Annotated in this window: 24 protein-coding genes and 1 riboswitch; of the genes, 7 read left to right on the forward strand and 17 right to left on the reverse strand. The window is 70.3% G+C overall.

Annotated elements, in window-relative coordinates; translation table 11 throughout:
- The first annotated feature begins 19 nt into the window (after positions 1-19).
- Both ACYVF7_RS42930 and ACYVF7_RS42935 read left to right on the forward strand, forming a co-directional pair.
- A complete protein-coding gene (locus tag ACYVF7_RS42930; RefSeq protein WP_460351730.1) occupies positions 20-1,378 on the forward strand; it encodes a hypothetical protein in 1,359 nt (452 codons plus the stop codon).
- A gap of 240 nt (positions 1,379-1,618) precedes the next feature.
- Entirely contained in the window at positions 1,619-1,846 is a 228-nt protein-coding gene (locus tag ACYVF7_RS42935; RefSeq protein ID WP_460351731.1) for a peptidoglycan-binding domain-containing protein, read from the forward strand.
- A gap of 147 nt (positions 1,847-1,993) precedes the next feature.
- On the opposite strand, the gene ACYVF7_RS42940 is transcribed toward ACYVF7_RS42935, so the two are convergent.
- The gene (locus ACYVF7_RS42940; protein WP_460351732.1) at positions 1,994-3,004 is read right to left on the reverse strand and encodes an aldo/keto reductase family protein; all 1,011 of its coding nucleotides are present in this window, start codon (positions 3,002-3,004) and stop codon (positions 1,994-1,996) included.
- 43 nt (positions 3,005-3,047) lie between these two features.
- Entirely contained in the window at positions 3,048-3,947 is a 900-nt protein-coding gene (locus ACYVF7_RS42945) for a LysR family transcriptional regulator (RefSeq protein WP_460351733.1), read from the reverse strand.
- Positions 3,948-4,031: 84 nt separating this feature from the next.
- On the opposite strand from ACYVF7_RS42945, the gene ACYVF7_RS42950 reads away from it, so the two are divergent.
- Positions 4,032-4,586, forward strand: a complete 555-nt coding sequence (locus tag ACYVF7_RS42950) for a NuoB/complex I 20 kDa subunit family protein (protein ID WP_460351734.1) — start codon at positions 4,032-4,034, stop codon at positions 4,584-4,586.
- Positions 4,587-4,673: 87 nt separating this feature from the next.
- Here the strand turns inward: ACYVF7_RS42950 and ACYVF7_RS42955 are convergent, their stop codons facing one another.
- Both ACYVF7_RS42955 and ACYVF7_RS42960 read right to left on the reverse strand, forming a co-directional pair.
- Complete coding sequence (locus tag ACYVF7_RS42955; protein WP_460351735.1) at positions 4,674-4,823, reverse strand: DUF397 domain-containing protein; 150 nt, start codon at positions 4,821-4,823, stop codon at positions 4,674-4,676.
- Positions 4,811-5,227: a DUF5753 domain-containing protein gene (locus ACYVF7_RS42960; protein WP_460351736.1), complete on the reverse strand. Its 417-nt coding sequence runs from the start codon at positions 5,225-5,227 to the stop codon at positions 4,811-4,813. Before ACYVF7_RS42960 ends, ACYVF7_RS42955 begins: the two co-directional genes overlap by 13 nt.
- Before the next feature lie 76 nt (positions 5,228-5,303).
- On the opposite strand from ACYVF7_RS42960, the gene ACYVF7_RS42965 reads away from it, so the two are divergent.
- Positions 5,304-6,041 (forward strand): ABC transporter ATP-binding protein, encoded by a 738-nt coding sequence (locus tag ACYVF7_RS42965; RefSeq protein ID WP_460351737.1) that lies wholly within the window; start codon positions 5,304-5,306, stop codon positions 6,039-6,041.
- A 5-nt stretch (positions 6,042-6,046) separates the two neighbouring features.
- The gene (locus tag ACYVF7_RS42970) at positions 6,047-7,837 is read left to right on the forward strand and encodes an ABC transporter permease (protein WP_460351738.1); all 1,791 of its coding nucleotides are present in this window, start codon (positions 6,047-6,049) and stop codon (positions 7,835-7,837) included.
- 74 nt (positions 7,838-7,911) lie between these two features.
- On the opposite strand, the gene ACYVF7_RS42975 is transcribed toward ACYVF7_RS42970, so the two are convergent.
- A complete protein-coding gene (locus tag ACYVF7_RS42975; RefSeq protein WP_460351739.1) occupies positions 7,912-8,592 on the reverse strand; it encodes an ABC transporter ATP-binding protein in 681 nt (226 codons plus the stop codon).
- Positions 8,589-9,674, reverse strand: a complete 1,086-nt coding sequence (locus ACYVF7_RS42980) for an ABC transporter permease (RefSeq protein WP_460351740.1) — start codon at positions 9,672-9,674, stop codon at positions 8,589-8,591. Before ACYVF7_RS42980 ends, ACYVF7_RS42975 begins: the two co-directional genes overlap by 4 nt.
- Before the next feature lie 169 nt (positions 9,675-9,843).
- Between ACYVF7_RS42980 and ACYVF7_RS42985 the strand changes: the two genes are divergently transcribed.
- Positions 9,844-11,064: a sensor histidine kinase gene (locus tag ACYVF7_RS42985; RefSeq protein WP_460351741.1), complete on the forward strand. Its 1,221-nt coding sequence runs from the start codon at positions 9,844-9,846 to the stop codon at positions 11,062-11,064.
- Positions 11,061-11,696, forward strand: coding sequence for a response regulator (locus ACYVF7_RS42990; protein ID WP_460351742.1), 636 nt, complete (start codon positions 11,061-11,063; stop codon positions 11,694-11,696). Before ACYVF7_RS42985 ends, ACYVF7_RS42990 begins: the two co-directional genes overlap by 4 nt.
- 46 nt (positions 11,697-11,742) lie before the next feature.
- On the opposite strand, the gene ACYVF7_RS42995 is transcribed toward ACYVF7_RS42990, so the two are convergent.
- The 11 genes from ACYVF7_RS42995 to ribD all read right to left on the reverse strand — a co-directional run bounded on the left by ACYVF7_RS42995 (position 11,743) and on the right by ribD (position 20,247).
- Positions 11,743-11,871 (reverse strand): hypothetical protein, encoded by a 129-nt coding sequence (locus ACYVF7_RS42995; protein WP_460351743.1) that lies wholly within the window; start codon positions 11,869-11,871, stop codon positions 11,743-11,745.
- A 22-nt stretch (positions 11,872-11,893) separates the two neighbouring features.
- A complete protein-coding gene (locus ACYVF7_RS43000; RefSeq protein WP_460351744.1) occupies positions 11,894-12,610 on the reverse strand; it encodes a TetR/AcrR family transcriptional regulator in 717 nt (238 codons plus the stop codon).
- Positions 12,611-12,644: 34 nt separating this feature from the next.
- Positions 12,645-13,868, reverse strand: a complete 1,224-nt coding sequence (locus ACYVF7_RS43005; RefSeq protein WP_460351745.1) for an FAD-dependent monooxygenase — start codon at positions 13,866-13,868, stop codon at positions 12,645-12,647.
- A 138-nt stretch (positions 13,869-14,006) separates the two neighbouring features.
- Positions 14,007-14,654, reverse strand: coding sequence for a hypothetical protein (locus ACYVF7_RS43010; protein WP_460351746.1), 648 nt, complete (start codon positions 14,652-14,654; stop codon positions 14,007-14,009).
- Positions 14,655-14,771: 117 nt separating this feature from the next.
- Positions 14,772-15,200, reverse strand: coding sequence for a PH domain-containing protein (locus ACYVF7_RS43015; protein WP_460351747.1), 429 nt, complete (start codon positions 15,198-15,200; stop codon positions 14,772-14,774).
- Between the two features lie 24 nt (positions 15,201-15,224).
- On the reverse strand, positions 15,225-16,100 hold the full coding sequence (gene hisG, locus ACYVF7_RS43020) for an ATP phosphoribosyltransferase (protein WP_460351748.1): 876 nt from the start codon (positions 16,098-16,100) through the stop codon (positions 15,225-15,227).
- Between the two features lie 46 nt (positions 16,101-16,146).
- Positions 16,147-16,659 (reverse strand): 6,7-dimethyl-8-ribityllumazine synthase, encoded by a 513-nt coding sequence (ribH, locus tag ACYVF7_RS43025; protein WP_360877966.1) that lies wholly within the window; start codon positions 16,657-16,659, stop codon positions 16,147-16,149.
- A complete protein-coding gene (locus ACYVF7_RS43030) occupies positions 16,656-17,864 on the reverse strand; it encodes a bifunctional 3,4-dihydroxy-2-butanone-4-phosphate synthase/GTP cyclohydrolase II (RefSeq protein ID WP_460351749.1) in 1,209 nt (402 codons plus the stop codon). The genes ribH and ACYVF7_RS43030 overlap by 4 nt, the downstream gene beginning before the upstream one ends.
- On the reverse strand, positions 17,861-18,508 hold the full coding sequence (locus ACYVF7_RS43035; RefSeq protein WP_460351750.1) for a nicotinamide mononucleotide transporter family protein: 648 nt from the start codon (positions 18,506-18,508) through the stop codon (positions 17,861-17,863). Before ACYVF7_RS43035 ends, ACYVF7_RS43030 begins: the two co-directional genes overlap by 4 nt.
- Positions 18,505-19,104, reverse strand: a complete 600-nt coding sequence (locus ACYVF7_RS43040) for a riboflavin synthase (protein WP_460351751.1) — start codon at positions 19,102-19,104, stop codon at positions 18,505-18,507. Before ACYVF7_RS43040 ends, ACYVF7_RS43035 begins: the two co-directional genes overlap by 4 nt.
- Positions 19,105-20,247, reverse strand: coding sequence for a bifunctional diaminohydroxyphosphoribosylaminopyrimidine deaminase/5-amino-6-(5-phosphoribosylamino)uracil reductase RibD (gene ribD / locus ACYVF7_RS43045; RefSeq protein ID WP_460351752.1), 1,143 nt, complete (start codon positions 20,245-20,247; stop codon positions 19,105-19,107).
- Positions 20,248-20,315: 68 nt separating this feature from the next.
- A riboswitch (FMN riboswitch) is annotated at positions 20,316-20,446 on the reverse strand.
- Positions 20,447-20,516 lie beyond the last annotated feature (70 nt).

Raw genomic sequence — 20,516 nt, forward strand, 5'->3', positions numbered from 1 at the left:
CTGGATCTCACTCGCCGCCGTGGTGACGGTGGTGGTCCTGACGGCGGCCGTGGTCATTCCCCGCCTCGGCGACCGGCCCCTCCGGCATGGCATTCCGGATTTGATGCTGCAGACGGTCGCCATCTTCGTCCTGGCGTTCCTTCCCGGATGGATGTTCCTGCGATTTCTGCAAGGACGCGCCGGAGCGCTGTGGGACGAATACGTCATCCATCTGCATCGTCTGCAGTGGGATCGGCCGCGCAACCTGCCACGGCCGCCCCAGGCGTCCACGTTCTACGATCGCTGGCTCGCCGACGGCGGCCCCGCCGTCACCGGATTCCGCAGCATCTACCAGGAGAAGTTCGACGCCTACTACGGGCGTTCCATCTCCAAGAGCGTCCAGGAACCCGGCCGTCGCGTGCGGCCGGAGACACTCTTCCCCGTCTACCTGACGACGTTCGTCCTGGCCGTGTGCTGGACCGCCCTGCTCTGGGATCACCACGCGCGGTTCGCGCTGAACGAACCGGCGAGCGAGTCGCTGCGCCCCATGCTGGCCTTCGCCTTTCTCGGCGCCTATCTCTTCGTGATCCAGATGCTGATCCGCCGCTTCTACCAGAACGACCTGAAGTCCAGCGCATACCTCAGCGCGGTGCTGAGAATCGCCACCGCGCTGATCCTCGCGGCGGCGGTCTACCCGATACTGTCCTTTCACGGGCAAGGAGCACCGGTACGAGTGGCGGTCGCCTTCTTGATAGGGTTCTTTCCGGTCATCGGCATAGAATTCTTCCGGCAGTTCACCGCCAAGACACTGCGCCTCGCCGTGCCATCACTCAAGGTCAAATATCCGTTGAGCGATCTCGACGGCCTGAACATATGGTACGAGGCGCGGTTGCTGGAAGAGGGCATCGAGGACATGCAGAGCCTCGTCACCGCGAATTTCGTCGATGTCCTCCTCCATACACGGGTCCCCGCCGGCCGTCTCATCGACTGGGTCAACCAGTCCTATCTTCTTCTGCATTTGAACACGCTCGGAGATGAGAACACGCTCAGACGGCGCGCCGACACATCGGGCGGAACGGAGGGCACCACGGCCGATGTCCGGACCGTCCTCCGGTCTCTGGGGATCCGGACCGCGACCGACCTCCTCTGCGCGTTCACCGAGGAAGGGGTCGCGCGTCACGACGAGACGGACGGCACGCCGTCCACTCCCGGGGGATTCGATTTTCTCGCCGCGAACGACCTCGAACCGGCCAGGATAAGAGCGCTCGTTCGCATACTCGCGGACGATCCGGGCCTGCATCCGATCCTGAATTGGCAGAACAACGGCGTACCGCTGCACATCCCCGCCGCAATGGCCCCACGCCCGAAAAACGTCCTTCGCCTACCACCCCACACCTGAGCGAAGGAGTCAGAGCTCCGGTTCTTGATCGAACCGATGGCGTCAATCCGCGATCAAACAGAGGTCAGCATTCGGTTTTTTGGTAGATCATAAGTATCGGGGCCGGTTGCGACGGGTAGGGGCGCGATTGCGAGGGACTGCACGGATGGCGTCAGTTGTCACTGACCGAACCGGCGGTCCAGTCCAATACGGAAACAGGAGAGTCCAACCATGGCGACACCACCGTACAAACCGCCTCCGTTGACGAACCCTACGTTCAACGACCCTCGGGTGCGTCTGTGGCAGCAGCAGATGAAGGACCGCGGCTGGAACATCACGGTCGACAGTGACTACGGCGACGACAGTGAGAGGATCTGCAAGGCGTTCCAGAAGGAGAAGGGCCTGAAGGTGGATGGCATCGTCGGGCCGATCACCTGGAAGGCCACCTGGGAGGCGCCGGTCACGGCCGCCGCCTCGCAGAAGCACTGAACCATCGGTTGCGGACAACGGGCTAGGCCTGTGTGATGCAGGACGATTATCAGGGCCGGCCGCCCCTCATCGGGTGGTCGGCTCGCTCATGCCGTCTGGATCGCATGCCGGCGGGCCACACGACCCGCTCCGGGCCTGCCTGGAAGGTCAACGGCGCCAGGACGGCATGACGTCGAACATCGCCGCGGTCTTGGCGGGATCGCGGTCGACGAGCTCGTCGAGCACCTCGTCGATCCGCTTCATGATCGAGTCATCGAGACTCCGGCCGCTGACGGCGGCGTTCTCGGCGACCTGCTCCGGCCTCGAGGCACCGATGATCGCCGCTGCGACGTTCGGGTTCCGCAGGACCCACGCCACCGCGAGCTGGGCCATCGTGAGCCCGGCCTCCTCGGCGATCGGCCGCAGCCGCTGGACCCGTTCGAGCACCGTGTCGGACATGTAGCGGCCGACGAACCGCGAACCCCGCGCGTCATCGGCCCGCGACCCCGCGGGGACCTCCCGGCCGGGCAGGTACTTGCCGGTGAGAACGCCCTGGGCGACCGGGGAGAACACCATCTGGCTCAGGCCGAGACGCTCACACGCGGGCACGACCTCCGGCTCGATGACGCGCCACAGCATGGAGTACTGCGGCTGGTTGGACACCAGCGGCACCCCCAGCGGACGGGCGAGCTCCTGCCCCTTCTCGATCTGGGCGGCCGTCCACTCCGAGACCCCGATGTGGAGCACCTTCCCCTGCCGCACCAGGTCGGCGAACGCCCGGATGGTCTCCTCGAGCGGAGTGTCATCATCGAAGCGGTGCGCCTGGTAGAGATCGACGTAGTCGGTGCGGAGCCGCCGCAGCGAGGCATGGCAGCTCTCCATGATGTGCTTGCGAGAGAGTCCCCGGTCGTTCGGGCCCGGACCGGTCGGCAGGCACACCTTCGTCGCGATCACGAGTGACTCGCGGCGGACCCCGGCCAGCGCGCGGCCGAGCACCTCCTCGGCTCGCCCCTGGGAGTAGATGTCGGCCGTGTCGAACGTCGTGATGCCGGCGTCCAGCGCCGCCCGGACGCATGCCGCCTGCGCGTCCTCCGCGATCTGGCCGTCCAGCGTCAGCCAGTTCCCAAAGATGATCTCGCTGACCTTCAGGCCGCTGTGCCCCAGGTATCGATACTCCACGATGATCATCGTAACGATGACCGATCCAGGTCGGCGGAGGCGGTCACCTCGATCGGGCTCCGCTCGTTTCGGCAGCTCGGGCGAACTCGCCGATCATCGGGTTCTGCGCGCCGGCGAGCCACGCGGGCGCGCAGATCATCGGCGGTAGGCCGGACACCGGCACACTGACGACATGGGGGTTGTCGGGGCGTAGCGAGGCGACCGTCAGGTGGACCGCGTCCCCCTCGGCCGCCAGGATGATCGCCTCTTCGAGGGACGCGGAGGCGTAACGGGCGACGCGTCGGAGCGGCACGCCGCTCGGAGTGGTACGGGGAATCCAGAGGTCGGCGAGCCGCTCCGGCATACGGCTCGGGTAGAGCAGGTCATAGTCGGCCAGTTCCTCGACGTCGACGACGGCGCGCCGGGCCAGCGGATGCCCGGTCGCCACCAGCACCGCACGCTCGTCCCGCAGCAGCGTGGGTCCGACGCGTACGCCCAGGCCCCGGATCAACGAAGGGTCGGCGGGCAGCCAGCCGATGAAGACGTCCACCAGCCAGTCGTCGCCCCAGCGGGAGGGGTCGGTGTTGGGGTGCGCGGACCGCACCACGGCGCACTGAGGGTGGGCCCGCTCGAAGGCCCTGATCGGCCGGTCGGCCACGCCTTCGGGAAGACTCGTCGCGACGCCGACGCGCAGCACAGCGGGCCGTACGCTCCGCTGGGCCTCGGACAACGCCCGCTCCATCCGGTCGTACGCGGGCCGCAGCTCCTCCTCCAGCCGTTCGCCGAGCGGTGTCAGCCGGACCCGCCTGCTCGTCCGTTCGAACAGTGGAGCGCCGACCCGGCGTTCGAGCGCGCGCACCGCCTGGCTCACACGCGGAGTGGAGATGCCCAGGTGGGCCGCTGCCTGCCCGAAGTGCAGCTCGCGGGCCACCGCCAGGAACGCCTCGATCTCCCGGATCTCCATACACCCATTGTGTCGCCCTGCTTAACGATCGTGGCGCGATCCGTCGTTGATCACCGGTCTCGGGGCGACGAGCCTGGAAGGACTATGGGACTCGAAGAACAACTTCCCGGGGGATTCCTGCTGACGACGGTCGAGTCGGTGGCCGGCCTGGCGCGTAAGTCGTCGATGTGGCCGATGACGTTCGGCCTCGCGTGCTGCGGGATGGAGCTGATGGCGGTCGGCGATCCGCGCCACGACTTCTCGCGGTTCGGAATGGAGCGTCCGTCCGGCTCGCCGCGCCAGGCGGACCTCATGGTCGTCGCCGGACGTGTCAGCCAGAAGATGGCACCGGTGCTACGGCAGCTGTACGACCAGATGGCCGCGCCGAAGTGGGTCATCGCGATGGGCGTGTGCGCCTCATCGGGCGGGATGTTCAACAACTACGCGGTGGTGCAGGGCGTCGACCACATCGTGCCCGTCGACATCTACCTGCCCGGCTGCCCACCGCGCCCGGAGATGCTGCTGGACGCGATCGTCAAACTGCACGACAAGATCCAGAACACCAAGCTGGGCGCGCACCGGCGCGCCCAGATCGTCGCCGAGGAGCGAGCCCGAGTGACGGGGCTCCCGCTGATCGACGTGTCCTCGGCCCACGGCTGAGCCGCCAAAAGCAGAAACCCCCGCCGGGCTGTGTCGGCCCGGCGGGGGCCGGTGAGTGAAACAACCGGTTCGGCGGCGACGGCCGCCCTAGCCGGCCTGCTCGACGACGGCCACCTCGACACAGTCACCGCCGTTGGCCGTGCTGCGCGTGGCCTTCCGCCACGTCACCGCAAGTTCGACGCAGTTGCCGCCGTTCGCCGTGCTACGTGCGGCCTTCCGCCACGTCAGGTCGTCCATTGCTCCGACTTCCTCCGGATGAGCTCGATCGACTGCCGCCTGGGGAGGGCGTCCGCCCGGAACACTTCGAACATACGCCGCAGCATCGCCACGTCGTGTTGGCGCTCGACCACCTCTCCGCTGAGCTGACTGTCAACGTATGCCAGCTCTGTCCCGCCGTCGAGGGCCGCGATGGCGAAAGGGCCGGTGAACCCGGCGCACGTCTCGGCGCTCGCCGGCACGATCTGGACGATCACGTTTTCTCGCTCGGCAATGGCCGCCAGTTGCAGGAGCTGGTCGGCCATGACCTTGGCTCCGCCGACGTTCTGGCTCAGCACGCTCTCGGCGATGACCGCGACGAGGACAGGTGGGGAGTCCTCCCGGGTGAGGAGTGGTCGATTGTCGAGAAATCGACAGGACTTCATTTGACGCCATATTGGCTAACCGCTATCTATTGGCTAGCCGTTAGGGAGACATGCAAGACCGAGGATCTGAGGGTGCATGAACGAGTTCGGCGGTGTGCTGCAGGTCCGCGGCCTGTTCAAGGAGCATGGCCAGGGGCAGGGGCTGGTTCGCGCGGTCGATGGAGTCGACCTGGACGTACGAGCGGGACAGATGATGGCGGTGATGGGTCCCAGCGGCTGCGGCAAGTCCACCCTGCTTCACCTGCTGGGTGGCCTTGAGCGGCCCACCGATGGGCAGGTGTGGCTGGCCGGCCGGCGTATCGACACCGTGAACGAGCGGGGTCTGGCCCGGCTGCGGCGTCGGTCGGTGGGGTTCGTCTTCCAGGCCTTCCATCTGGTGGAGGAGCTGACGGCGGCGGAGAACGTCGAGCTGCCCGCGCTCTTGGCCGGACGCCCCGCGCGCGCGGCCAGGCGCCGCGCGGCCGTTCTGCTGGAGCGGTTCGGGCTCGCCGACCGCGCCCGGCATCTGCCCTGGCAGCTGTCGGGGGGACAGCGTCAGCGGGTGGCCATCGCCCGTGCCATGGCCAACGAGCCGCTGGTCCTGCTGGCCGACGAGCCGACCGGAAATCTGGACACCGCCGCGACGCTCGATGTGCTGCGCCTCTTCGCGGACCTGCGCGCCGCAGGGCAGACCCTCGTGGTCGTCACGCATGACGAGCGGGTCGCGGCCATCGCGGACCGGCGGGTATCCATGCGCGACGGGATGTTGGTCGACGACACCCGGCCGGCAGGCGGCACCAGACGGCTCGGCGACCTGTTCGGACTGGAGGGCTGAAGGCCGTGGGCCGCATCCTGCTCGTGTTCCGCCTGGTCCTGGCCGACGTACGCCGCCATCCCGCCCAGGCGGTGATGCTCCTGGTCTCGATCACCGCCGCCACCGCCATGCTGAGCCTGGGCATGTCACTGCACAGCGCGACCGAAACGCTCTATCGGCAGACCCGTGCCGCCACCGCGGGTCCGGACTTCGTGGCGTTCTCCCCTGGCACCGACCGGGCCGCGACCTCGGCCCTGACGTCGTTGGCGCACGCTCCCGAAGTCGTCGCCAGCAGCAGACCGTACCGCCAGTTCTATACGACCCTCACGGCGCACGGCACCAAGGCGAACGTCGTGGCGCAAGGCGCCGATGCGACACCGGGCCCGATCGACCGCCCCCTGGTGACCTCGGGCACCTGGGTACGCCCCGGAGGCGTCGTGGTCGAACGCGGCTTCGCCAACGCACTGGGCGTCCACGTCGGCGACCACATCACCGTCGCCGGCCGCTCGCTGCCGGTCGCCGGAATCGCCGTGACCGCGGCTTACACCGTCTACCCGTGGGCGCAGATGGGGGTCGAAGGGCCGAGCGACTCCAGCGGTCTGGTCTGGCTGAACGAACCGGACACTCGGGCGCTGGTCTCCGCGAACGTGTCGGTGAGCTCCGCCATCTACCTGAAGCTACGCGACCCCGCCGCGACCCAAGCGTTCCTGGACGCACACCGGGCGTCGGCGGATCCCGCCCAGACCACGACGCACTTCGTCACCTGGCAGTTCATGGCCGTCCAGGACTCGGTCATGCTCAAGGACAGCCAGCCGATCCTGGTCATCGGCAGTTGGCTGATCAGCTTCCTGGCCATCGCCGGCGTGGCCACGCTGGCCGCCGGACGCGCCGCCAAGCAGACCCGCCGGGTCGGACTGCTCAAGGCCGTCGGCGCCACACCAGGCCTCATCGCCGCCGTCCTGCTCGCCGAATACCTGACCCTCGCGCTGATCGCCGACGCACTCGGGCTGACCGTCGCCCGGCTGGTCGAGCCCGCCATCATCAATCCCACCGCCAGCCTGATCACCGCCGCCACCGGACCGACCGGCACCACCATCGCCGTCACGACCGTCATCGCCCTGGCCGTGGCGGCCCTCACCACCCTCGGCCCGACCATCCGGGCCGTGCGCACGGAAACCATCGCCGCGCTGGCCGACACCGCCCACCAGCCCCAGCACCGAGCCCACCTGACCCGAATCTCCGCGCTGCTGCCGACCCCGCTCCTGCTCGGGCTTCGCCTGATCGCCCGCCGACCCGGCCGCGCGTTCCTGCACGCGTGCAACATGACGGCCACACTGACCACCATCACCTCCCTACTGGTGCAGTACGCCCAGCCCGCCAGGGGCTACGGCCTGGACGGCTCTTCCAGCCTGACCAACCTGAAGGCCGACCAAGGACGGCACATGATGCTGGCCGTCACCGCCGCGCTGATCGTCCTCGCCGTCATCAACACCATCACCATCACCTGGACCACGGCACAAGAAGCCCGCCCCACGATGGCCATCGCACGCACCCTCGGCGCCACCCCCGGACAGATCACCGCCGGACTGTCCACCGCGCAACTGCTTCCGACCCTGCCCGGTGCCCTCACCGGCATCCCCATGGGCATCATCCTGTGCCTGCCTTTCAGCGCTCCGAACGCGGTCTGGCCGCCCGCGTGGTCGCTGCTCACCGCCGCACTCGCCGCCCTACCCGTAACAGCCGCACTCACCGCCGTACCCGCCCGCATCGCAGCCCGCCGATCCGTCGCACAGACCCTCAGCGCCGAAGCGACCTGAGCGTCGATCGGTTCATGGCACTTTCGGTCGCGCTGTGCGGCCCGCTCGCTGTGGCCGGATCGCCGGGTCGGGCCTCAGCGGGCCGCCGGGATGCGGAGGCGTCCGTCGTGGACTTCGGCGACCCGGTCGGCGGCGGCCAGGTGGGCACGGTCGTGGGTGACCAGGACGGTCGCGGTGGCCCGTTGGCGGGTGAGACGGGTGATCAGATCGATGATCGCGGCACCGCGTTCATGGTCGAGGGCGCTGGTGGGTTCGTCGACCAGGAGGACGGTGGGATCGTTCATCAGGGCACGGGCGATGTTGACCCGCTGACGCTGACCGCCGGACAGCCGGTGGGGACGGCGGTCGGCCTGGTCCGCCAGGCCGACCGCGTCGAGCAGTTCCATCGCCCGGAGCCGGGCCCTGGCCGGGGAGCGACCGTCGATCCGGGCCATGACCTGGAGCTGTTCGGCGGCGGTGAGTGAGGGGAGCAGGTTCGGCTGCTGGAAGACGATGCCGATCTTGTGGCGCCGCACGGCGGTCAGCTCGCCGCGGGTCAGCCCGGTGGTGACGGTGCCGTCGATGGTGACTGTGCCGGCGTCGGGGGTGATGAGCGTCGCGGCGACGGCCAGCAGGCTGGACTTGCCGGAGCCGGAGGGGCCGACCAGGGCGGTGAGACTGCCCTTGGGCACCTCCAGGTCGACGTGGTCCAGGGCGGTCAGGCGGCCGTCGCCGTCAGGGTAGGTGAGGGTGATGTCGGTCAGTGTGAGGCTCAACGGGCGCTCCCCAGGGCGGTCAGCGGGTCGACTGAGGTGATGCGGCGGACGGACAAGGCGGCCCCGAGCGCACCGAGCAGGATCATCACGGTCGCGGGGAGAAGGATGGTCGCCGGAGTGAGGATGAACGGGACGGCCGAGCCCGCCACGACGGCGCCGAGGGCGACGGCGATGACGGTACCGACGAGGGTGCCGCCGGTCAGCAGGGCGACGGCTTGGCCGAGGGCGTCGCGCAGGAGGTAGGCGGTGGAGGCGCCCAGCGCCTTGAGGATCGCGACGTCGGCGCTGCGCTGGATGGTCCATACGGTGAAGAAGGCGCCGATGACGAGCGCGGAGATGGCGAACAGGAAGCCGCGCATCAACTGCAGGGAGCCGTTCTCGGAGGTGTAGGAGCCGATCGCGGTCAGCGAGTCGCCCTTGGACACCGTCCTGGTGCCCGCCGCCGTGTCGGCGGCCTTCACGTCGGCGCGTGCGGTGGTCTTGAGGGCGATGACGGTGGCCGCCGGTTCGTCCGTGGAAGTGGGTGGTGCGGTCTTCCGCCAGGTGTCCAGGCTGGTCCAGACGACCGGAGTGTGGCTGAAGTGCGCGTCCCCCCGTACGGCGGCGACGGTCAGGGGCCGCCCTGCGAGCGTGAGGGTGCCGCCGGGCCGTACACCGAGGTCCTCGGCGGCGGACGTGGAGACCACCACCGAGCGTTCGTCGATCCGGTCGCCGTCCGGCGCGAGTGCGGTGCCGGGCCGCACGCCGAAGGCCGAGACGCCGGCGCTCCTGTCTCCGGCGACGGCCCGCGTGACGGTGATGCCGAGTGGCTCCGCGCTGGTCACGCCGGGCGTCTCGGCCCACTGCCGCCACTGCCGCGCGGTGACGGTGGAGTTCGAGTACGAGAGACCCTGTCCACCGCCGGGCGCGCCGAAGGCGATCCTGTCCGCGGGCAGGTTGCTGATCGCGGAGATGTTCTGCCGGCCCAGCCCGGCGGTCAGCCCGGACAGCAGCCCGACCAGCACGGTGATCAGCACGATGACGGTCCCCATCAGGGCGAAGCGCCCCTTGGCGAACCTCAGGTCTCTCCAGGCCACGAACACGGCTTGGACCTGCCCTTTCGACGGTGGAAGCGGTACACCTCCACCGTCGCCGCCCCGCCCGGCAACGGCATCCGGCCGAGGACGGGACTTCCTGGGCCGAAGGGTGGCGGCCGGGTTCTAACTTTCGATGGAGGCACCTGTGGGCCTCGGCTTCTAGGCTGGAGAGATCGTGAACAGCACCGCGCCCACCTTGGCCCTCACCGTCCGGGCCCTGACGTGGTGCTTGCACCTGCTGGTCGCCGGCTTGCTCGCCTTCGCCGCCGCCCGGGCCGTGGCCGGCGGCGGGCCGCATGCCGCCCCCGCCGTGGCGGCGGCCGCGGCGCTGGCGCTGGTGTACGCGGCCGGGCCGGTCCTGCCCCGTGTCCGGCGATCTCGCCGGGCGGCCATGCTGTGGCTCACCGCCGTAGGCGTCGTATGGCTGGTGCTGCTGACGCTGTCCGCCGACGCCGTCTGGGTCGCCTTTCCTCTGTACTTCCTGCAGCTGCACCTGCTGCCCCGCAGCGCCGGCCTCGCCGCGGTGATCGCCACCGTGCTCGCGGCGATCACGGCCTTCGCCGCCCACCAGGGCACCTTCAGACCGGCCGCCGCGATCGGCCCGGCCCTCGGCGCCGCCGTGGCGGTCGCGGTCGTGTGGGGGTATCAGGCCCTCTACCAGGAAAGCGAACGCCGCCGGAGGCTGATCGAGGAGCTCACCACCACCCGTGCCGATCTGGCCGCCGCCCAGCACACCGCCGGGGTGCTGGCCGAGCGCGAGCGCCTGGCCCGAGAGATCCACGACACCCTCGCCCAGGGCCTGTCCAGTATCCAGCTCCTCCTGCGCGCCACCGAACGCGTCCTTCCCGACCGGCCCGACACCGCCGCCCGCTATGTGGGCCAGGCCCGTCAGGCCGCAGTGGACAACCTCGCCGAGGCCCGCCGCTTCGTCGCCGCCCTCGCCCCGCCCGTGCTGGATGGCACCACGCTGGCCGGCGCGCTGGAGCGGTTGTGCGCCACCACCTCCACCCGCCATCCGCTCACCGCGCGGTTCCACCTGGCCGGCGACCCGGTGCCCCTGCCGACCGCGCACGAGGTCGCCCTGCTCCGCGTGGGCCAGTCCGCCCTGGCCAACGTCGTCCAGCACGCCCACGCCGTCACCGCCAAGGTGACCCTGGGCTATGTCGGCGACCACGTCACCGTGGACGTCCTCGACGACGGTGTCGGCTTCGACCCGGACCGACCGCCCGTCCCTCACCCGGAGGGCGGCGGTTTCGGGCTCGCGGCCATGCGTGCCCGTGTGCGTGCTCTCGACGGCACCCTCACGATCGAGTCCGCCCCCGGGCACGGCACCGTCCTGACCGCCCGGCTTCCCCTCCCCCGGTCCGCCGCACCCGAGGCCGAGGCGATCCCATGACCGACGCCACCATCCGCCTGCTGCTGGCCGACGACCACCCGGTGGTGCGGGCCGGGCTGCGCGCCGTGCTGGAGACCGAACCCGGCATCACGGTGGCGGCCGAGGCGGCCACCGCGGAAGAGGCCGTCGCCCGCGCCGCCGACGGCGATGTGGACGTCGTCCTGATGGACCTGCAGTTCGGCCGGGGAATGAGCGGCGCGCAGGCGACCGCCGCCATCACCGCCCGCCCCGGAGCCCCGCGTGTCCTGATCGTCACGACCTACGACACCGACGCCGACACTCTGGCCGCCATCGAGGCGGGCGCCACCGGCTACCTCCTCAAGGACGCTCCGCCCGAGGAGCTCGCCGCCGCCGTGCGCACCGCCGCGGCCGGCCGCACCACGCTGGCCCCCTCCGTCGCCGACCGGCTCATGAACCGGCTGCGCAGCCCGGCGATCGCCCTGACCCGGCGCGAGACCGAAGTCTTGGCCCTCGTCGCGGACGGCCTGTCCAACCAGGCGATCGGCCGGCGGCTCCACCTCACCGAGGGCACCGTCAAGTCCCACCTGGCCCACGCCTACGCCAAGCTCGGTGTCGAATCCCGCACCGCCGCCGTCGCCGTCGCCACCGACCTCGGCCTCATCCGCCGCTGATCGGGCCGCGTACGCGTCCGGGCGGTCACATGGTGCGCGGTCGCTCTCAGCCGCCGATGACCGCGACGGCGACGCGGCCCCACGCGTGCGGACGGGACAGCCTCGTGGTGCTGTTCGGCGCCAGGCAGGGCCGGCTGCCCACGGCCGCCCGGTCCGGCGGGCGGCGACCACCCACCGGTCCAAGCTGCGATAGATCACTATTCGGCGACCTGACTGCGCTCGATGAGGTCCAGAACCGCCTCCCGGGTCTGGCGCATGACGGCGACGGTCTCCTCGGCGGCTGCGGCGATGGCCGGGTCGCTGGGGGCGATGGGCGGTTCGACCAGCACGGCCACGGCGTCGGCGAGGACCTCGTCAGGGTGGTCGACACCGGACGGGGCGGTGGCCGGGTCGGACATGGCGGTGCCGAATCCGGTGAGTACGGCGTGCATGGCGTAGGCCTGGCCGGCCAGCGGACGATCACGGCGGATCAGACCGTGTCGGTGAAAGATCGGCATGACCGCCTCGCACAGGGCGCTGGGGCTGGTGCGGGCGAACAGGTCGCGGTCGCCGGCCTGCTGCGTGAGCAGCCGCAGCAGGTCGGCGTCGCCGCTGCCGAGGCGGTGCGCCAGCGGGAGTTTCAGTCCGGTACGGATCAGCAGCGGTGCCAGGCGGCGCGGCAGCACCGCTGCGGGGTCGGCGAGGAGACGGCCGATGATCTCATCCAGGAAGGCCAGCAGTTCGCGGGCGAACAGCCCGAGGATGAGATCCTCCTTGGCGGGCCAGTACAGGTAGACGGTGCCCTTGCCGACCCGTGCGGCCTGGGCGATCTCGCTGACCGTGACCTTGCGCACGCCGTGGTCGAGCACCAGCTCGCGTGCGCTGTCCAGGATGCGAGCGGCCTTACGCGAGCGGTGCTCGATCAGCTGGCTCACCTGTGCTGTCCTCTTCTTTCGGGCGCGAGACGGGTCACACGGCGGCGACGTCGAGCTCTTTGTTCGTGAAGTCGGGGCCCTTCATTATCTTGCCCATGGCCTGTCTGAGGATCGGCCTGGTCATCAGGCGGAGCATCACGGTGCGCATGATCTGCTCCTTGCGATCGTGGGGGGTGAAGATCCTGCGCATGATCAGGGCGCTGTCCTGTTCGATGTCGATGAACGGCCGCATCCGTGCCTCCCACGCCCGCAGCGCGCCGGGCAGGTCGTCGGGGTGGCGCTGCAGCATGGTGCCCAGTAGCTCGCCGCCGGCGATGCCGCTGGAGGCTCCCATGCCCGCGTACAGGGTCACGCACCAGGCGGCGTCGCCGACGAGGACGACCCGGCCGCGATGCCAGGTCGGCATCTTCACCTGGTGTACGGCGTCGAACAGGTGCTCCGGGGCCTGCTCGAACCGCGTGTACAAGGTCTCCAGCAGGGGGCCCGCGGGCTCCGGGCCGAACGCGGCGCGGATGGACTCGATCGGCGGGCGTGCGAACTCGGCGTCGATGTCGTCGGTGCGGTAGGAGAACAGCAGACTCGGGGCGTGATCGGAGAAGGGGAAGGTCCATGCCGAGCGTCCCGGCTCGGCCATGATCAGGCCCTCGTGCAGGCCGAAGCCCTCGATCGGCGCGTCGAGCGCGGTGGCGCCGATCATGTAGTTGAGCGGATGCAGGTACACCTCGGGGCCGAAGACCAGCTCGCGTACGGTCGAGCGCATCCCGTCGGCGCCCACCACCAGGTCGAAGCGCTCGGTGACGGTGGCACCGGAGGCGGTGTCGCGCAGGGTGACCTCCGCCGCGGAGTCGTCCTGGGTGATGCGGGTGGGCACGGTGGAGTAGCGGATCTCCACGTCGGCCGGCAGCGCGGAGAACAGTCCCTGTTCCACGTCGCCGCGCAGCAGCAGCCGGGGTCTGGTGACCACGCCGGGCATATTGGCCGGATTCATTCCTGGCGTGCGGCGCCCGGCCCGGTCCACCTCGTAGTTGACGAGCTCCGGATGGCCGCGGTCGCCGATCGCCTCCAGCACGCCCAGCCGCCGCGCGGAGGCGACCCCGGTGCCGAACAGCATGATGAAGTACCCGCTCGAGCGGCGCGCGGCGGCCCGCTCCACCAGCACCGGCTCCCAGCCCACCTGCCGTAGCCGCACCGCGGTGGCGATGCCCGCGACCCCGAGCCCGACCACCAGCGCACGGCCCCGCCCGACTGTGTCCTTCATGACGACTCCCTTCCTGTCGCCACCACAATAGTCGACGAACTGACCAAAACGGTTCTATTGGTCAGTCGCAGAGCGGTGGAGTCCGTCGCCGGGTGGAAAATGACGTCGATACCCGGGACGCGCCGGCGTATCCCGGGATTAGAGCCCGAACGCCTGCGTCACTCGGCCGGCCAGCTCGGCTTCGTTCATCGCGGTGTCGACCTCGATGACGGGCAGGTCGAGGCGCTTCGTCTCCTCGAAGAGGCGGTCGGTGAACATCCGGTCGCGTTCCAGCAGGTTGCGCCGGGCCCGTTCCGGATCGCCGGTCCTTTGGGGGATCTCCCAGCCACGGCCGTCGAACGCCGTCCAGCGGAACTCAGGAGTCGGCAGGAGCCAGACCGCGTTGTCCTGCGCGGCGAGCAGCGGCTTGACGAGGTGCGGCAACAGCCGGAAGCCCTCGGCGACGATGCCGGTCTCCGCCGGCAGGCGCAACAGGTCCTCGACGATCAGGCCGAAGCCCTCGCCCCGGAACCAGTGGAAGGTCTCGAGCATGGTCTCCGGAGACCGGTTCACCCAGCGCTCGTCCATGTCCATGGTCATGAACCCGCTCAGGTACGGGGCGTCCTCGGGCGTGCTGCGGCGGGCGTGGTCCGGCATCGCCTCGTCGGTCGAGTACACGTGCAGGCCGTGCCGGGCCGCGATGCGCCGGGCCATCGTCGACTTGCCCGCGCCGCTGCCGCCGCCGATCCAGTAGACGTGCCGCAGTCGCGCGCGCAGCGCCTCGGCATCGGCGGCCTCGTCAGCCATCACTCATCCCCCGTGTGACCCGATCCGATGCTGGGCGGAGCCGACGGCCACGATCGGCTCGGGACCGACCACGGCCATACGCACCTCAGCCAGTGCTATCACGGTCCTCGACTCCGGTCAGGGGCCGGTGGTCTCGCCTCGTTCGCGGATGAGGGCGGCCAGTTCGGCAAGGGCGCGGTTCGCGCGCTCGCCGTCGGAGGACTGGATGCCCATGACCGCCACGGTGGAGCCGTCGGCCAGGTCGAGGGAGGGCCAGGGCGCGCCCTCGTCCATGGACACGCCCAGCACCTCCGCCCACTCGTACTCGTGCGTGCGCAGGCCGTTGACGACCGTCACCCCGTCGGGGTCGGCCGTCACCCGGCTGCGGGCGAGCATGTGCAGGATCCCGGCGACGATCAGCCCGATCACGACCAGGCCGATCCGGTCGCCGAGACTCCACACGGCGGGCATGACCACGGCTAGGGCGATCATGCTGGCGACCACCACCGTCGCAAGGACGTACGGGACGATTCTGGCCCGTCGTGGCCGCCACGTCGCCGTGGTCATGAGGGAGCCGCCTTAACGCAGAGGTCAGTCGACGATCTTGGAGATCGGGATCTCGAGGATGTCGCGGGCACCGGCCGCCTTGAGCGCCGGGATCAGGGTGTTCACGCCGTGCTTGGCGACGACGCTCTCGACCGCGTGCATCTCACCGCCGGCCAGCGGGGTGACCGTCGGCGACGACATCGACGGGATGATGTCCAGGACCGACTGCAGCGCGCCGTTCTCGACGTTGAGCTTGAGCAGGACGTTGCCGCGGGCCCGGATCGCGCCCTGCAGCAGCAGCGCGATGTCCTCCATGGCCGCGCGCTTGTCGGCGTCCTCGTACGCCTCGCGGTTGGCGACCAGCTCGGTGTAGCTGGTCAGCAGGGTGTCGAGGATGCGCAGGCCGTTCTTGCGCAGCGAGGAGCCGGTCTCGGTGAGGTCGACGATCACATCGACGATGTCGGGGACCTTCGCCTCGGTCGCGCCGTACGACGGCACGACCCGCGCCTTGACGCCGTGCTTGGTGAGGAAGCGCTCGGTCAGGGCGGGGAACTCGGTGGAGATCCGTACCCCTTCCGGCAGGTCGGAGACGGTCTGCCAGGGCGCGTCGTTCGGCACGGCCATGATGACGCGCACCGGGTTGGACGTGGCCTTGGAGTACTTCAGCTCGCCGAGCGAGACGACGTCGGAGTCGGTCTCGGTGATCCAGTCGCGCCCGGTGATGCCGAGGTCGAACAGCCCCTGCTCGAGGTAGGTCGGGATCTCCTGCGGGCGCAGGACGCGGACGCGGTCGATCCGCGGATCGTCGATCGAGGCGCGGTAGTCGCGGTCGGAGCCACGGCGGACGGTCAGGTCGGCGGCGTCGAACAGCTCGAACGTCGCCTTCTCCAGAGAGCCCTTGGGCAGCACGAGTGACAGCACGGTTAATGAACCTTTCTGCGAGAGATGGGTATCGCGGCGTCGACGCTCAGGAGCCCAGATGCTCCGCGTCATGCCGCGCGTGACCGTGGTGCCGAAGACCTCGCAGGGTCAGTGCCGTATCAAGAGCGGCCACGGTCGCCTCCATCCCTTTGTCCTCGTGGCTGTGGTCCAGCCCGCATCGGTCCAATGCCTGGTCGAGCGTCTCACATGTTAGTACCCCATTGCCCACCGGGGTGCCTTCGTCCAGGGCAACCCTCGTCAAACCCGCGGTGACGGAGTCGCAGACGTAGTCGAAATGCGGGGTACCTCCGCGGATGACCGTTCCCAGGCAGACGACCGCGTCGTTGTCGCGGGCGAGCTGCTGGGCGACGACCGGGATCTCGAGCGCGCCGGCCACGCGCACGACCACCGGATCGGCGACGCGGCACTCCTTGGCCGTCGCGACGGCCCGTTCCAGCAGCTGGTCGGTGACCTGCGCGTGCCACCGGGTGCAGACGATGCCCAGTCGCAGCCCGGAGGCGTCGACGAAGGTCTCCTCCGGACGTCCGGCTCCGCTCATCCCAGATCTCCGATCGTGTGGCCGAGGCGGTCGCGCTTGGCGGCGAGGTAGCGCCGGTTGTGCTCGGTGACGGAGACGGGCAGCGACTCGCGTCCGCGTACCTCGACGCCGAAGCTCTCCAGCCCGGCGACCTTGGCCGGGTTGTTGGTCAGCACCCGGACGGACCGGACGCCGAGGTCGAGCAGCATCTGCGCCGCGTTGCCGTACTCGCGGGCGTCCACCGGCAGGCCGAGCTCGAGGTTGGCGTCGACGGTGTCGGAGCCGTCGTCCTGGCGCTGGTAGGCCCGCAGCTTGGCCAGCAGGCCGATGCCCCGGCCCTCGTGGCCGCGCAGGTACAGCAGCACTCCCCTGCCCTCGGCGGCGATCGCGGCCATCGCGGCCTCGAGCTGGGTGCCGCAGTCGCAGCGCTCGGAGCCGAGCACGTCGCCGGTCAGGCACTCCGAGTGGGCCCGGACGAGGACGTCCTCGCCGTCGCCCAGGTCACCGTACACGAGGGCGACGTGCTCGCCGTCGTCCACCTCGCTGGCGTAGCCGACCGCGCGCCACATGCCGTGGCGGTTGGGGATCCGGGTCTCGGTGATGCGCTCGACCATCCGCTCGGTCCGCTTGCGGTACTCCACGAGCTGTTCGATCGAGATCAGCTTGAGGTCGTGCTCCTTGGCGAAGATCTCCAGCTGCGGCAGCCGCGCCATCGTGCCGTCGTCGTTGACGACCTCGGCCAGCACTCCGGCCGGGGTCAGCCCGGCGAGCCGCGCCAGGTCGACCGCCGCCTCGGTGTGCCCGCGCCGCCGCAGCACCCCGCCCTCGCGGTAGCGCAGCGGGAAGATGTGGCCGGGCCGGACCAGCTCGTACGGCTCGGTCGCCGAGTCGGCGAGCGTACGGATCGTGTGGGCGCGGTCGGCGGCGGAGATACCGGTGTCGACGCCGTCGCGGGCGTCGACGCTGATGGTGTACGCGGTGCGCATCCGCTCGTTGTTGTGCGCCGTCATCAGCGGGATCTGCAGCCGGTCGAGGTCATCGCCCTCCATCGGCACGCAGATCACGCCGCTGCTGTAGCGGATCGTGAAGGCCACCACCTCCGGCGTCGCCTTGGAGGCGGCGAAGATGATGTCCCCTTCGTTCTCCCGGTCGGCGTCGTCGACGACGACCACTGCCTTGCCGGCCGCGATGTCCGCGATCGCATCTTCCACGCTGTCGAAACTCATGCCGCTACCACCTCGGGCTCGGTGTGCCGCCGCTGCCGGCGGTACTGCTTCAGCCAGTCACGGAAACCGGCGAGGACGAGAATGAAGAAGATCCCGTACGCCGCGCCGGAGACGTACAGTCCCGACTTGAACGCCAGGGGGACGCCGACCAGGTCGACGAGGACCCAGATGACCCAGAAGTCGACGAGCGCGCGGCTCTGCGCGAACGTCGCGACCGCGCTGCCGACGAAGATGTACGCGTTGGCCAGCGGCGACCAGGAGATCTGCAGCCAGGGGATGTTCGCGAAGAGGAGGGCCACCGCGGCGGTGCCCGCCGCGAGCACGCCGATGAGCGCGGTGCGCTCGCGCGGGGTGGCCGGGCGCACGGCCAGCTCCCGGTTCTCCCGGAGGCCGCGCAGCCACCGGACCCAGCCGTACGAGGCCAGCGCCAGGAACATCACCTGCTTGAGCGCGTTGCCCGGCGCGTGCGCGCTGAGCGAGGCGACGAGCAGGAGCGCCGCGCCGGCGATCTGCACGGGCCAGGTCCAGATCGTGCGGCGGATCGCCAGCCAGACCGTGCCCAGGGACAGGACGTTGCCCACCAGGTCGGTCCACAGGACCTTCTCGCCGAGGACGGTGACGCCCGCCTGTGTCCAGGAGCTCACCGTGCCCCTCCCGCCGTGACGAGCCGCTCGACGTACTTGGCGACGACGTCGACCTCGAGGTTCACCGGGTCGCCGGGGCCCTTGCGGCCCAGCGTGGTCAGCTCGAGCGTCGTCGGGATCAGCGCGATCGTGAAGGCGTCGTCGCGGGCCTCGACGACGGTGAGGCTGACGCCGTCGACCGTGATCGAGCCCTTCTCGACGACGTAGCGGGCCAGCTGCGGGGGCAGCTCGACGGTCACGACCTCCCAGCGGTCACCGGGCTCGCGGGAGACGATCCGGCCGACGCCGTCGACGTGGCCCTGGACGATGTGGCCGCCGAGCCGGTCGGTCGGCCGTACGGGGCGTTCGAGGTTGACCGGCGATCCCGGCTCCAGGCCGGCGAGGCTGGAGCGGTCGAGCGTCTCCTTCATGACGTCGACGGCGAACGCGTCGTCCTTGACGTCGGTCACGGTGAGGCAGACGCCGTTGACCGCGATGGACGCGCCGTGCACGGCGTCGGACACGACGAGCGGGCCGCGGACTGTGAGCCGGGCGGAGTCCCCCGCCGGTTCGAGCGCGACCACCTCGCCGAGTTCCTCGACGATTCCGGTGAACATTCAGTTCTCCCTTCGGGCCGCTACCGGCCGGGTGGGGGGTTCGGCGGCTTGCGGTACGGCGGTGACGCGCAGGTCCGGGCCGATCCGCGTGATGTCCTCGATCCGCAGGTGACGGGCCTCGGCGAGCGTGCCGACGCCTGCCGGGCCGAGCGCGGTGGCGCCGGAGCCGAGGAGCGTGGGGGCGAGGTAGGCGACGACCCGGTCGACCAGTCCGGCGGCCAGGAACCCGCCGGCCAGGGTCGGGCCGCCTTCGAGGAGGACCGAGACGATCTGCCGGTCGCACAGCTCCGCGAGGAGGGCGGCCAGGTCGAGCCCGCCGTCGCCGCGCGGCAGGCGGACGACGGCCGTGCGGGCCTCCAGCGCCGTGGCGTCGGCGTCCTCGGCGACGGCGATCAGGGTGGGAGCCTCGTCGTCCAGGACCCGGCTGGTCAGCGGCGTACGCGCCCGGCCGTCTACGACGACGCGCAGGGGCCTGCGCGACGTGAGCAGGTGATCGTGACGCTGCACGCCCCGTACGGTCAGGCGGGGGTCGTCGGCCAGCACGGTCCCGGCGCCGACGACGATCGCGTCACAGCGTGCGCGGAGCTCGTGGACGTCGTGCCGGGCCTCCGGGCCGGTGATCCACTGGCTGGTGCCGTCGGCGGCCGCGGACCGGCCGTCCAGCGTCGCGGCGAACTTCCAGGTGACGTGCGGCCGGTTCAGCCGGGTGCGGGTGAGCCACTCGGCGTTGGCCCGCTCGGCCTCTTCGGCGAGCAGCCCGCCCTCGACCTCGATGCCCGCCTCTGCGAGCCGGCGGGCTCCGCCGCCCGCGACCGGGTCGGGGTCGGCGACCGCGTAGACGACGCGCCGGACGCCGGCGTCGATGACGGCGAGGGTGCACGGGCCGGTACGGCCCTGGTGGTCGCAGGGTTCGAGGGTGACGACGAGAGTGCCGTCCTGGGCGCGGTCGCCGGCCTCCCGGAGCGCGACGATCTCGGCGTGCGGGCCGCCGGCGTAGGCGTGGTACCCCTCGCCCGCGACCTCTCCGGCGGCGTCGAGGACGACACAGCCGACGACGGGATTGGGGCTGGTCTCACCGCTGGCGCGGACGGCGAGCGCCAGCGCTCGGCGCATCGCCCGCTCCTGCGCGGGATGATCGGTCACCCGGGCCTCCCTCATCAGGCTCCGGGTGTGTGGCAAGGCCACAGATGCCATGCCCACGAAGGGCACGGCCGCGCGCTGCCTCCCATCCGGACTTTAACCGTCGGTCCCGGAGTTTCACCGGGTCAACCGGCCGATGGTTTCGGCCGGGTCGCGGACTGTCACCGCCGGTTCGGAATTTCACCGACCCCGGAGCACGCTTACTGACTCCCAACCAGTGTGCCACGCCGGACATTCCACGCCATATGTGAGGATGTCCACAGCTGGCCAAG

This window comes from Actinoallomurus acanthiterrae, assembly GCF_054775715.1.